Here is a 13,002-nt window from a genome sequence, read left to right as displayed (position 1 = left end):
TGCATAACAAACAGGCCATTGTAAGCGGTAGCTGAGGCATAAGTATTTTCGTCTGAGAGAACAATACACTTATAATTTCCTTGTGCAACTGCAACAAATTTTAAAAACCGCCTTTATTGTAAGGCAGCAAAAAAACAGGTGTAGAATTCAGGTAAATGCAATATTTAATTTTTGTAAAGATAAAAGTACGTTTACCAAAATGTTGGAAAGCAAGAGAAAACGATAAAAATATTGATTAAGTAAATTTAATTTGACTTCCTTACAGTTACTTTGTAGTTATAATTTATAATAAATATTTTAAATCAGTCCAGAAAATGAAAAAATACAAAGCTGGTGTATTGTTTGGCGACGAATTGGAAGCTCTTTTAAAAGATGCTAAAGAAAATGAATTTGCGTTGCCTGCAGTAAATTGTATTGGAACTAATTCTATTAATGCCACATTGGAAACAGCGGCGAAAGTGAACTCTCCTGTTATTATTCAATTTTCTAATAGTGGTGCACAGTTTATTGCTGGTAAAGGAATGCCAAATGATAAAATGCAGGCAAATATTTATGGAGCTGTTTCTGGTGCTATGCACATTCATACCGTTGCAAAATATTATGGTGTTCCTGTAGTTATACACACTGACCATGCTGCTAAAAAGTGGTTGCCATGGATAAGTGGCCTTATTGATTGCGGTGAGCAATTTTTTAAAGAAAAAGGTACGCCTTTGTTTAGCTCTCACATGCTTGATCTGTCTGAAGAACCTGTGGAAGAAAATATTGAAACTTCAGTTCAGTTCTTTAAACGATTGGCCCCTTTAGGTATGGCTGTAGAGATAGAATTGGGTGTAACTGGTGGTGAGGAAGATGGAGTAGATAACAGTGATGTAGAAAACGACAAACTCTATACTCAACCCAAAGATGTTGCGTACGCTTACGAGGAGTTGCGAAAAGTTGGTAACCTGTTTACAGTAGCTGCAGCTTTTGGAAACGTACACGGAGTGTATAGTCCGGGAAATGTAGAACTACGTCCGATAATTTTGAAGAACAGCCAGGAATACATTAAAGAACAATTTGGAACCGAAGAGAAACCCGTGTTTTTTGTTTTTCATGGCGGAAGCGGTTCTCCTCAAAATCAGATTCGCGAAGCAATCAGCTATGGTGCTATTAAAATGAACATTGATACTGATATGCAATGGGCTTTTTGGGAAGGTGTTTTAAATACCTACAAAAAAAATGAAGCGTATCTACAGGGGCAACTTGGTAATCCTGAAGGTGCGGACAAGCCCAATAAGAAGTTTTATGACCCACGCGTGTGGTTACGCAAAGGTGAAGAAGCATTTGTTAAACGCCTGGAAGTTGCTTTTGAAGATCTGAATTGCATAAACAGAAACGCATAATTTTTATTTTTATTTTTACCGTTGAGTGCAATTAAGATCAACATTTGGCAATGAAAGATGATGCAAAATTTTCTTTTTAACCTTGTTTCGAAGATTGATCGTAGATATATTTTTGATAAGACGGCAATAATAGCCGTCTTATTTGCTTATTACTTATAGCTACGGCTGTTACACCTACATGCGAATCTATTTTGTGTTTCAAAAATTTATATTAATCATATTTAAAAAATCTATGAAGAAAAATCTCCTTTGTTTTTTTATCCCTGTCCTTTTTTATGCCAAGTCTTTTGCTCAACAAGCAGAGCAGGATACTTTGTCTGTAAAAAAATTAGAGGATGTGGTTGTAAAGGGATATGAACAAAACCGGAAACTTAATGAAACGGCAGGAGCAGTTGGCGTCGTAAACAAACAGCAGCTTGAGAGGTACTCAACCATTTCCGTTTTACCTGCTATCAATGCAGTTCCAGGAGTTCGCATGGAAGAACGCTCTCCCGGAAGCTACCGTTTAAATATCAGAGGCAGTTCTCTGCGTTCTCCATTTGGGGTACGCAATGTCAAAGTTTATTTGAATGGCATACCTTTTTCTGATCCCGGTGGCAATACTTATTTAAATCAGTTGTCGTTTTACAATTTTTCATCTGTAGAAATATTAAAAGGACCCGGCAGCAGTTTGTATGGAGCCGGAATGGGTGGTGTAATGCTTATTAATAGTGTTCCAAATACAAGCAATAATCAATTATCTATAAATTATTCAAGAGGAAGCTATAATACTAATAATGTAAACATATCTGCCAGCGGTGGCAGTGAAACCTATCAAAACTCAATATCATATACCCACCAATCAAGTGATGGATACAGGGAGCAAAGTGCTATGAGGCGAGATATTATAACATGGGATTCAAAAATTACTGCCAGTAAAAAGCAAGAACTTTCTGCCCATGTTTTGTTTGGAGATTTGTTTTACCAAACACCCGGTGGATTAACTAAGACGCAATTTCTTAATAATCCAAAAGCTGCAAGACCTGCTGCTGGAATTTTTCCGGGAGCTATTCAAAACAATGCGTCTATTCAACAAAAAATGTTTTGGGCGGGAGTAGACCACCAGTACAACTTTACTGAGCATTTTAAAAACAATACATCTGTGTATGGTGCCTTTTCAAAAATAGATAATCCTGCCATCCGCAATTACGAAAAAAGATTAGAGCCCAATTTTGGAGGGAGAACAACTTTTAGTTATAACACCAATGTTAAAAAAGCGCAGTTAAATTTAATTGCAGGAGCAGAATTTCAAAAGGGCTATTCTACTATTAAAGTTTATAAAAACACGAGCGGTAAGCCTGACTCATTGCAGACAGATGATGAAGTGAATAATTACCAGGCTATTGTATTTGCCCAGGCAGAATTAAGTTTTTCAAAAGGCTGGATTGCAACTGCCGGTGTAAGCCTGAATACATCTTCCATCGAGTTTAATAGGCTCTCTATTGTTCCTTCCTTTAATTATAAATCTCATTTCAATAATCAATTTTCTCCCAGGTTTTCTTTATTAAAGAAACTAAATGAGAAAGTCTCAGTTTATGGTGTCGTATCCAAAGGATTTTCTCCGCCAACTGTAGCAGAGTTGTTGCCCTCTACAAGTGTTATTAACACTAATTTGCAAGCAGAAAAAGGTAACAATTTTGAATTAGGTATCCGCAGTTATTTAATTAGTAACAGGCTATTTATAGATGTTAATGCATTCACATTCCAATTACAAAATTCAATCAGCCAGAGACGCGATAGTAGTGGGGCCGACTATTTTATTAATGCAGGAAAAACACAACAGAAAGGAATAGAAACGGCTTTAAATTACACAATTAGCCGAAATCCCAATCAATTTATAACTAACTCAGGCTTGCAGGTGAGTTATTCTTACCATCATTTTCAGTATAAACAATTCAAGCAATTAGATGCGGATTATTCAAATAACCGCATCCCCGGTGTCGCTCCTCATACAGTTGCTGCGCTGCTAAACGTAGAAACGAAACCTGGTATATATGTAAACGCGAATTATTTCTATAGTAGCAAAATAGCTTTAAACGATGCAAATGCTGATTATGCAAGTGCTTATAATTTGTTAGGATTTAAAGCAGGATACAAGCATGTTTTTAATCAACATATTAATGCTGGTTTCTTTGTAAGTGGCGATAATCTTTTAAATGAAACGTACAGTTTAGGAAATGATATAAATGCTGCTGCTAATCGGTTTTACAATGCAGCACCTGGTATTAACTTTCTTGCGGGTATTTCCTTTCAATATGTCATTAGTCCAAATAAAAATTTATAAAAATTGTTGGTGCTGATAGGTATGCTTTTGGAAGTAATTATTTTTTTCAACTCCTTCTTAGTGTTAATGAAAAATAAAATGATAGTTTTACAACCCTTATAGAAAAAGTCAAAACTATTATTAACTAAAATAGAACTATTACTTGCTATGAACAGAAAACTTCGTATGGGTATGATAGGCGGAGGTAAAGACGCCTTTATTGGAGCCATTCATCGTATTGCAGCCAATATGGATGGTTTGGTAGAATTAGTTTGCGGATCGTTAAGTATAAATAAGGAAATTGCGATTGACAGCGGACGTTCTTTATTTCTTCCTGAAGATAGAATTTATACTACTTATGAAGAAATGCTTGAAAAAGAAAGCCAGTTACCGGCAGACAAGCGAATGGATTTTGTAACTATTGTTACGCCTAATTTCGCACACTTCGGACCTGCGATTATGGCCCTGGACAAAGGTTTTAATGTTGTGGTTGAAAAACCTGTTACCCTGTCTCTGGAAGAAGCGAAAAAATTGAATGAGAAATTGGAAGAAACAGGCCTTACATTATGCCTTACCCACACATATACCGGCTACCCTATGGTAAAGCAGGCAAAAGATTTAATAAAGAAAGGCACCCTTGGAAAAATAAGAAAAGTATATGTAGAATACAGGCAAGGTTGGTTAGCCAGGCTAACCGAAAGAGAAGGAAACCAAGGTGCAGCATGGAGAATGGATCCTAAAAAATCAGGTAAAAGTGCTGTAATGGGCGACATAGGAACACATGCTTTTAACCTTGCAGAATACATTACTGGGTTGGAAGTTACCAAGTTGTGTGCAGACCTGACTACTGTTGTAGATGGTCGCGGCCTCGATGACGATGGTAGTGTGCTTTTGAAGTTTAACAACGGTGCTTCAGGTGTTTTATTTGCAACACAAGTTGCGGCAGGGGAGGAAAATAACTTGTCAATAAAAGTGTATGGTGAGAATGGCGGTATTGAATGGCACCAACACGAACCGAATACATTATTGCTAAAATGGATTGATAAACCCGCAGAAGTGCTCAGAGCGGGTTCTGCATATCTAAGCGATATAGCTAAACAAAATACCCGTACCCCGGGCGGTCATCCCGAAGGATATTTAGAAGCTTTTGGTAACATTTACAGAAATTTTGCGCTAACCATATCGGCTAAAATTAATGGTTCTTCAATAGATAATAGTGTAATAGAATTTCCTTCTATAAAAGAGGGGATAAGAGGAATGGCGTTTATAGAAAGTACCGTTAAGAGCAGCCAAAGCGATGAAAAATGGGTTGATTACACGATATAAGCTTTTAAAGAGAGAGCATAATAACAATACGTTTATACACTTAACAAGAACTTCCGTTTCTTTAAAAGGCCGGAAGTTTTGTTTTAAGAGTTTTTTTAAATGAAATAAAAATAATACTTATCAAATTAGCTTTGAAGCTTTTGAAATATTTGATAAGGTTTTATTTATAAAACGGCAAAAAAGCGTGGAAAAGTTAACGATGAAACATTTGTTAAGCCCGACCGCAAAGATGTAGTAATAGAAGAAATAATGAAAGCGGTAACAAAAGAGGGATTAAATATAAATATTATTTGTCGTAGATGAAGCACCTCCCTCAGTTCAACAGAAACCGCATTTATTAAAAGAGTATCGAGGGTGCGTAATGTGTTCTTAAATAAAAAGTTCATTCTTATTTAAGAAATCCAAAGTCGACAACCCGTTTAAGATATTTTTTATCCTGTATTACCCAGGTGACCTCGTAACTTCCGCCCGACTCTTGTTTTAGCATATAAACATATACCTTCTTGCCATCAGCAGATAGATATACCTTGTTGTTTGATTTTTGAACACCGCCTTCTGTAACAGTAAAAATGGGATTATATAAATCAGAAAAAGCAGTTTGGGGAATAGGAACTGTATCGTTGTCTATAACCACAGTAATATTTTCAATGATACTGCGCGGAACCTTTCCATAATCGCCGAAGTAGGGCTTATTATCTATTTTTACCAGGTACTTGCTATCGAAATATCCCAATTTATGCTTTGATGGGTTGAAAGATGCACCAGTAATGGTGACGTTAATATTGCTGTTTGCAAAAGAAATAAAATTGGCCCCAAAAGACGTTATAGGAACAGTTTTTAAAGGAACTTTTCCTATGCTTTCATCAATACCTCCCATGCTGTAAGAAGCAAGATCACTTCTTATATCTTTCTCAACGATCCTGTTAAATGTTTCTTTTTTACTTCTATAATCGGGGTACTCGTTGTCCTGAGCATTACTCAAAAAATTAAGACTAACCAGCAAAACAAGAAAAACAAAACGCATATTATTGATTTAATAACTAATATTTAAAACTAGTTATTAAATCAATACAGCTTACTCAATTGCTCTAGAAAGAGTTGAAATGTATGTTAATTGTATAAGGTTTGTTTTTTCGACAAACCGTATACAATCATCAATGGTTAACGCTTTTCATCATTCACCTGGTTTATTGTCTTAAGAGGTGTTGAACCAGTTTAAACATCATAAGCGTGAGCTTTAATCCGTTCTACCTAATAACTGTGCACAAAGAGAGTCTAATAGTCTTTTTATGGTAATACAATTAGTAACTGCACAAATTGTGATTTAAAGAAATCAACTTATTTTAAAATGTTATTTATTTTATCCAGTTCTTCCTGGCTAAATGAATAGTTTTCAAGGCAACGAATGGAATCTGTTACCTGTTCTGGTTTGCTTACACCAATTAATACCGATGTAATTCGTGGATCTTTCACAACCCATGCAAGGGCCATTTGTGCAAGACTTTGTCCACGTTCTTTTGCCAGTTCGTTTAGTTGTTGAATTTTTTTGATCTTGCTTTCTGTTATCTGGTCTTCTTCCATAGCCCCGTTGCCTAAGTGTCGTGCGGCTCTCGAATCTTCAGGAATTCCATTTAAGTATTTATTTGTCAGCAACCCTTGCGCCAATGGTGAAAAAGGTATGCAGCCAACGCCTTCAGCGTCTAATACATCTAATAACCCACCTTCTATCCAGCGATCAAACATAGAGTATTTGGGCTGGTGAATTAAGCACGGAGTACCTAACCGCTTTAAAATCTCAATTGCTTTTTTTGCTTCTTCCGCCCGGTAATTGGAGATACCAACGTATAGTGCTTTGCCCTGTCGAACTATCAGGTCTAAGGCAGACATGGTTTCCTCAAGAGGTGTTTCAGGATCAGGACGGTGATGATAAAAAATGTCTACATACTCAAGTCCCATTCTTTTAAGGCTTTGGTCCAAACTTGAAACAAGATATTTTTTTGATCCCCAATCACCATAAGGGCCAGGCCACATTGTATAACCGGCTTTTGATGAAATTATTAATTCATCTCTATAAGGCTTAAAATCTTTTTTTAGGATTGTTCCGAAATTTTCTTCTGCCGAACCGGAAGGCTGTCCATAATTATTTGCCAGATCAAAATGAGTAATGCCGCTGTCGAAAGCTGTTCGCAAAATAGCCCGGCACTTTTCTAATGGATCGATATGACCGAAATTGTGCCATAAGCCAAGAGATACTGCAGGAAGTTTAAGACCGCTGCGACCACAACGGCGATATTCCATCGACTTGTAACGTTCAGTATTTGGTGTATAAGACATGATAACTTTTAAAGTAAAATTTTTTATTATTAGAAAATCTGAGACATAACGAATAATCGGTTAAGAAACACAACTGATAGAAGCAAATTTATAATCAACGGTTATTTGTAAGTGACAACAATGTTGCAATGAAATATTAAGTCGACTAGCTAAAAAAACAAAAAATGTATAACTTATTTTTTAATTACTTCTGCCAGTGCCCTGACAACTATTTCCAGGTCAACAACTCCGCGAAAACCACTAAAGCCAACGGAAAGGATTGTTCCATCGGGTAAGGTTATTGGTTGTCCTCCTTCCCATCCTATATAATCCGGTCTTTCAATTCCAAACTTATTTTCATCAAGTTCATTATTAAAAGCAAGTTTTTCATATTCGCCTGTTTTCATTCCCGTTATGTGTACCTGGCTTGCTTTGGTCCAGGCAACTCTGAAAGATTCTCGTGACCTGATTTTATTGGTTCCATACATTCTTCCATAAATTTTTCCATCAGGATCAATAATACAAATAGATACATTTCCATTAGCTATTCTTTTGTCTTCCTCATTTTGCATATAATGAGGAATTAGACTTTCAGCTTCTTTAATAATTTTTTCGATCGTTTGCGATAATTCGGCGGTTTGCATTAAAAGGTGTTTTTTTAAATTCAAAAAAATCAGGTGATTACCTGGCAACAACAGTATTGCTGATAAAGGCAATTCTTTTACTATCTGGCGACCATGAAGGTGTGTTCATTGTTCCTTGTCCCCCGTAGACATAAGCAATTACTTTGGGCTCTCCACCTGCAATAGGCATCAACCTAAGATAAACATGTTTGTAAAAAGGATGATCTCCCGCAGGCACTTCCTCCTTCAAAAAAGACACAAATGCAATCCATTTTCCATCGGGTGAGACATGGGGGAACCAGTCGTGATAGTCTCCTTTTGTTACAGGTTCCTGGTCACTGCCATCGGCTTTCATTCGCCAGATTTGCATAGTTCCTGTACGGTTAGAATTGAAGTAAATGTATTTTCCATCAGGAGTAAATTCAGGTCCATCATCTAAACCTTTAGCTGTAGTTAATTGCACTTCTTTTCCTCCTTTTGAAGGAACTCTGTAAATATCAAACTCGTTGTTGCGCTGACCAGTGAAGACCAGGTATTGGCCATCAGGAGACCAGCCATGAGTGTAAGACGGACCTTTTGGGGTTATCTGCTTTGGTGTTCCTCCGGTTATGGGAACGGTATAAACAATAGAACCACCGAGGGCCTGTACTCCGCTGCTTAACCCAAGCATTTTTCCATCAAAAGAAATTACATGATCATTGTTATTATTTTTTACATCTCCAGTTGGTATCTCTTTAGGCTCGCGGGAGGCCAGATCAAAATTGTAAATGAATCCTTCGCTGTTATAAATAAGGCTTTTTCCGTCTGGAGTCCAGTTTGGAGCCTGAAGTGATTTTGGAGAGGTATAGATAATTTGACGGTTTCCACTTGCAATCTCTAACAACTCAATATTACTTCCAAGATAATCTTTATAAGGAACTAACCCTTCCCATGCCGGAACTGTTATACGGACATCGCGAAAAACACCTGTTTCTGCAACATCAGCATTGTGCGACCCAACAAATAGTCCCACATATACTTCATCGCCTAAATCTAGATCAGCTACCTGCTCGGTTACAAATGGCTCACCATATTTTGCCACCCTCATTGTATATGTTTTTCCTTTTCTTTCCAGCTGAATAATATTTGCGTGAGTCATTTTAGACTTAATTTCTTCTGTTGTAGCACCGTCTGTTCTCCGAAATTGTAAAGAAGTTAAACCATCACCATGCTCAACTGCATTTATTTGGGCAGATTTTCCATCAAGACTTTTTCTAACCATCCAGCCAACTTTACGATGTTCTTCAACTCCATGCCAGCCAACAAATTCAGCCCTGGTATACAGAATAAAATCACCTTTCATTTTTTTATACACATAATGAAACTCATCATGATCGAACCAGATGTTATAGCCGGCACCCGAAATAACATATTGATCGTTTTGAGGAATATAAGTTGCAGAACCGGCTTTTACATTTGTGCCAATATCTGCTTGTCCATCAAAAACGCCGATCTTTTGCTGGGAATAAGCTGACAAACTAAGAAAAGTTAAAAGGGAAAAAAGAGACTTTTTTGTAAAGTGAAGTTTTTTCATATAAAAATTAGTGAGTATTTGAGGGTCAAAGTTTTTTAAATAAGCGAGAATTGTATTAATAAAAAAGGAGGAATTTCAATTGATATTAAAATTCCTCCTTGTCGCTTAAGCACATCGTTTTATTTACTTGTTTTCTTTGTCTGAATAGTAAGAAACAAAACTTTATCAGGCACTTTTAAGCAATGTGCCTTTTATGTAACTAATGCTTTTTGCAATGCTATCAAAAGGATCTCCGGGAGTTTTATCCTGTTCTACAAAAAAGTATTTTAATCCTGCCTTATTTGCGTTAGCAAGTATTCTTTTAAAGTCAATTGTTCCGTTTCCGACTTCTGTAAAATTTTTATCGGGTGTATTATCCATGTCTTTTAAATGAAACAAAGGAAATCTTCCCGGATATTTATTAAACAATTCAACGGGATCTTTCCCGGCTTTGCTTATCCAGTAAATATCCATTTCCATCTTTACAAGATTTTTATCCGTTTCATTCAAGAGAATTTCATAAGGCAATTTTCCATCCTGGCTGTCAAATTCAAAGGCATGATTGTGATAGCAAAGTTGAATATTTGATTTTTTGCAACGTTCGCCCGCTTTATTCAATTGTTCTGCTACATATTTATAATGATCCAATCCTCCACGTTCACTGTCAGATAAGTAAGCACAAACCATATATTTAATACCAATAGATGATGCATCGTCTACAGCTTTGTCCCAATCGTGCAAGATTGTGCCCTGCACAGGTTCATTGTTTGCTTTTTCCTCGCCCAACCTGTAGTGACTGCTAGGCATTATTAAACCATTGTCTTTTAAGAGCTTGGAAAAGGCGGCAGTGTCCATACCGTAAAATTTCTCACTTCCTGTATATGTTGCTCCTTCCACCGAGTTGTACCCTAGTTTAGCTACTTTAGCCAGGGTACCTGCGGGGTCGCTTTGCATCGCATCGCGTACTGTGTATAACTGTAAGCCGATATATTGTTTAGAGGGTTTAAAACCTGAAGGTTTCAAATAAGCTCCCGCGGTAAGGAGTGACGCGGATTTGATGAATGAACGTCTTGAAGACATGCTATCGTTGTTTGAGTTAAAAATTATTATTGCGCAATAAAATTAGCGATTTACATGCCAATGTTGAAGCTTTTTTACCAATCATGAGGTTTAAACATCAAAACGTATGAAATATGCAATTAAATTTCTAAACAAGCCAAAAAGTATTATCAAATTTTACAGTTGAAAATCTTAACCTTTTACATTTAATACAATTATTTTTATGAAAACGATAATATGAAATTTCTCCAGCCTGTATTTCTACTTTTTCTTTTTTTTATTTCGGTAGTAAGTTTTAGCACGATAAGAAGAAATGACGATTGGACTTCATTGTTCAACGGAAGGGATTTGACGGGATGGAATACTTATCTTGGTCCTGATTTAGACAGTACAGGCAAGATAATTGGTAAAACGCCTGTTGGACTTGATAATGATCCTAAGCATGTTTTTACGATAGTAAAAGAAGACGGTGAAAACATAATACGTATATCAGGAGAGAGCTGGGGCGCTATCTCTACCAAAAATGAATATGAAAACTATCATTTTCAGTTGAAGTTTAAATGGGGTAATCTAACATGGGGACAAAAGAAAAACAAGAAAAAGGACAGTGGTTTATTGTACCATTCCGTAGGTCGTTATGGGGCTGATTATGGTGCCTGGATGCGTTCGCAGGAATTTCAGATAGAAGAAGGAAATTGTGGCGAATATTGGGGAGTAGCAGGAGGAATTGCAGATATTCCAGCTATTCAAAATTCGGATAGTGATTATGTGTATAACCCAAACGGAAAAATGTTTACTTTTAGCGCAGACGGCCCTGTGGGTCGGCATTGTCGAAAAGCAATAGACGCAGAAAAACCATCAGGGCAATGGAACACGCTTGATTTATACAGCCATGGAGATACAAGCGTGCATATGATAAATGGAAAAGTGATGATGGTTTTATATAATTCAAGACAAATGGAAAATGGGAAGACATTGCCTCTTGCGAAAGGAAAACTGCAAATACAATCAGAAGGCGCAGAAGTGTTTTATAAGGAAATAAAAATTCAACCGTTGTCCCAACTTCCGGCTGAGTTCTTCAAATAATGAGCGTAATCTTTTTAATATCAATATTTGATATTGCTTTATTTAATTTTTCAATATTAATAACGAAAATAAAACAAAAAAAATGCAACGTATTGCTATGCTCGGTTCCGGGTTCATCGGACGGTTTTATGCTGAATCTCTACAGGGGTACAGAAGCAGAGATAAAATTGTAAGCATCTATTCCCGTAGAGAAGAGTCTTCAAAGAAATTTGCAGAGGACTACAAAGTGAATCATCACACTACCAATATGGAAGAATCTATTGCTCATCCTGATGTTGATATTGTTTGTATAGCGCTGCCAAATAACCTGCACGAAGAAGCTGTAATGCTCTGCTGCAAACACAAAAAGGCCGTAATGACAACTAAACCGTTGGGAAGAAATGCGGCAGAAGCTAAGCGCATGCTTGAGGCAGTGGAAAGTGCAGGCATATTTAACGGGTATCTTGAGGATCTGGTATATACCCCCAAATTTATAAAGGCACACGAAAGTGTGAAGAATGGAGCCCTGGGAAGAATACTGTGGGCTAAATCAAGAGAGACTCATCCCGGTCCACACAGCGAATGGTTTTGGAATATAGAACAGGCCGGAGGTGGATGTATACTCGATCTTGGCTGTCACTGCGTGGAAATAGCAAGGAGCTATATAGGAAAAGATATCAAACCTATAGAAGTAATGTGTTGGGCAGACACACAGGTAAAACCGATAGATGCAGAAGACCACTCAATAGCATTGGTAAAATATGAAAATGGTGCGATAGGCCAGTTTGAAGTAAGCTGGACTTTTCGGGGAGGGCTTGATCTTCGTGATGAAGTAATGGGTACTGAAGGAACTATCTGGATAAATAATTTTTTACGTACAGGATTTGAAATGTTTACGACAGGTATAGGTGCAGATTACGTAGCTGAAAAGGCAGAAAGCAATACTGGTTGGCTTTTTCCTGTTGGGGATGAACTGAATGAGTTGGGCTACAACCACATGTTTATGGATATGTTTAATTCATTGGAAAATGGAAGTTCGCCTAAAGAAACTTTTTATGATGGTTATATTGTTAATTCTGTTTTAGATGCCTGTTACCGCTCAGCCAAATCTAAACAGTGGGAACCGGTACAACTTGACATATGGAGAGGAAAAGAAGGAATATCTAAAGACAGCCATTTAATCGAATATGACAATGATCATTATCTAATTAAAGAAGAAGTAACCCATTATGGAGCAAAAAAGGTTATTCTTAAAAACAAACAAACAGGGCGAATCTTTGAGAAGGAAGTAGGATAAACCTTTATTAAATAAATAGAAAACAAAAAGCCTGTAAATTATTTTACAGGCTTTTTGTTTTCTACAAGTATCTTTTCAAAGTT

Annotated in this window: 10 protein-coding genes; 5 read left to right on the top strand and 5 right to left on the bottom strand. The window is 36.8% G+C overall.

Annotated features, from left to right (window positions below; genetic code table 11):
- Positions 1 to 314 precede the first annotated feature (314 nt).
- From fbaA to B154_RS0119800, 3 genes are all read left to right on the top strand, one after another.
- Positions 315 to 1,382: a class II fructose-bisphosphate aldolase gene (gene fbaA, locus B154_RS0119810; RefSeq protein ID WP_018616069.1), complete on the top strand. Its 1,068-nt coding sequence runs from the start codon at positions 315 to 317 to the stop codon at positions 1,380 to 1,382.
- 232 nt (positions 1,383 to 1,614) lie between these two features.
- The gene (locus B154_RS0119805; protein WP_018616068.1) at positions 1,615 to 3,705 is read left to right on the top strand and encodes a TonB-dependent receptor; all 2,091 of its coding nucleotides are present in this window, start codon (positions 1,615 to 1,617) and stop codon (positions 3,703 to 3,705) included.
- A gap of 147 nt (positions 3,706 to 3,852) precedes the next feature.
- Positions 3,853 to 5,010: a Gfo/Idh/MocA family protein gene (locus B154_RS0119800; RefSeq protein WP_018616067.1), complete on the top strand. Its 1,158-nt coding sequence runs from the start codon at positions 3,853 to 3,855 to the stop codon at positions 5,008 to 5,010.
- A 388-nt stretch (positions 5,011 to 5,398) separates the two neighbouring features.
- Here the strand turns inward: B154_RS0119800 and B154_RS0119795 are convergent, their stop codons facing one another.
- From B154_RS0119795 to B154_RS0119775, 5 genes are all read right to left on the bottom strand, one after another.
- The gene (locus B154_RS0119795) at positions 5,399 to 6,034 is read right to left on the bottom strand and encodes a hypothetical protein (RefSeq protein ID WP_018616066.1); all 636 of its coding nucleotides are present in this window, start codon (positions 6,032 to 6,034) and stop codon (positions 5,399 to 5,401) included.
- A 314-nt stretch (positions 6,035 to 6,348) separates the two neighbouring features.
- The gene (mgrA, locus tag B154_RS0119790) at positions 6,349 to 7,344 is read right to left on the bottom strand and encodes an L-glyceraldehyde 3-phosphate reductase (RefSeq protein ID WP_018616065.1); all 996 of its coding nucleotides are present in this window, start codon (positions 7,342 to 7,344) and stop codon (positions 6,349 to 6,351) included.
- Positions 7,345 to 7,517: 173 nt separating this feature from the next.
- Positions 7,518 to 7,967 carry a GlcG/HbpS family heme-binding protein gene (locus tag B154_RS0119785; protein WP_033412145.1) on the bottom strand — a complete coding sequence of 150 codons (450 nt, stop codon included), beginning with the start codon at positions 7,965 to 7,967 and terminating at the stop codon, positions 7,518 to 7,520.
- A 37-nt stretch (positions 7,968 to 8,004) separates the two neighbouring features.
- The gene (locus tag B154_RS0119780) at positions 8,005 to 9,519 is read right to left on the bottom strand and encodes a TolB family protein (RefSeq protein ID WP_018616063.1); all 1,515 of its coding nucleotides are present in this window, start codon (positions 9,517 to 9,519) and stop codon (positions 8,005 to 8,007) included.
- 165 nt (positions 9,520 to 9,684) lie between these two features.
- Positions 9,685 to 10,578 (bottom strand): sugar phosphate isomerase/epimerase family protein, encoded by an 894-nt coding sequence (locus B154_RS0119775; protein ID WP_018616062.1) that lies wholly within the window; start codon positions 10,576 to 10,578, stop codon positions 9,685 to 9,687.
- A 216-nt stretch (positions 10,579 to 10,794) separates the two neighbouring features.
- On the opposite strand from B154_RS0119775, the gene B154_RS0119770 reads away from it, so the two are divergent.
- Both B154_RS0119770 and B154_RS0119765 read left to right on the top strand, forming a co-directional pair.
- Positions 10,795 to 11,643 (top strand): 3-keto-disaccharide hydrolase, encoded by an 849-nt coding sequence (locus tag B154_RS0119770; protein ID WP_018616061.1) that lies wholly within the window; start codon positions 10,795 to 10,797, stop codon positions 11,641 to 11,643.
- A gap of 82 nt (positions 11,644 to 11,725) precedes the next feature.
- On the top strand, positions 11,726 to 12,919 hold the full coding sequence (locus B154_RS0119765; protein WP_018616060.1) for a Gfo/Idh/MocA family protein: 1,194 nt from the start codon (positions 11,726 to 11,728) through the stop codon (positions 12,917 to 12,919).
- The last annotated feature ends 83 nt before the right edge of the window (positions 12,920 to 13,002 follow it).

The sequence above is a fragment of the Segetibacter koreensis DSM 18137 genome, from assembly GCF_000374045.1.
Lineage (GTDB): Bacteria > Bacteroidota > Bacteroidia > Chitinophagales > Chitinophagaceae > Segetibacter > Segetibacter koreensis.
Note: the sequence above shows the minus strand (reverse complement) of the source record. Positions and strands in the feature narration are given on the sequence as shown.

Excerpts from the sequence above, each read along its gene's own strand:
- B154_RS0119780 (WP_018616063.1), bottom strand. The coding sequence starts at position 9,519 with ATGAAAAAACTTCACTTTACAAAAAAGTCTCTTTTTTCCCTTTTAACT.
- B154_RS0119795 (WP_018616066.1), bottom strand. The coding sequence starts at position 6,034 with ATGCGTTTTGTTTTTCTTGTTTTGCTGGTTAGTCTTAATTTTTTGAGT.
- B154_RS0119765 (WP_018616060.1), top strand. The coding sequence starts at position 11,726 with ATGCAACGTATTGCTATGCTCGGTTCCGGGTTCATCGGACGGTTTTAT.
- B154_RS0119800 (WP_018616067.1), top strand. The coding sequence starts at position 3,853 with ATGAACAGAAAACTTCGTATGGGTATGATAGGCGGAGGTAAAGACGCC.
- B154_RS0119805 (WP_018616068.1), top strand. The coding sequence starts at position 1,615 with ATGAAGAAAAATCTCCTTTGTTTTTTTATCCCTGTCCTTTTTTATGCC.
- mgrA (WP_018616065.1), bottom strand. The coding sequence starts at position 7,344 with ATGTCTTATACACCAAATACTGAACGTTACAAGTCGATGGAATATCGC.
- fbaA (WP_018616069.1), top strand. The coding sequence starts at position 315 with ATGAAAAAATACAAAGCTGGTGTATTGTTTGGCGACGAATTGGAAGCT.
- B154_RS0119785 (WP_033412145.1), bottom strand. The coding sequence starts at position 7,967 with ATGCAAACCGCCGAATTATCGCAAACGATCGAAAAAATTATTAAAGAA.
- B154_RS0119775 (WP_018616062.1), bottom strand. The coding sequence starts at position 10,578 with ATGTCTTCAAGACGTTCATTCATCAAATCCGCGTCACTCCTTACCGCG.
- B154_RS0119770 (WP_018616061.1), top strand. The coding sequence starts at position 10,795 with ATGAAATTTCTCCAGCCTGTATTTCTACTTTTTCTTTTTTTTATTTCG.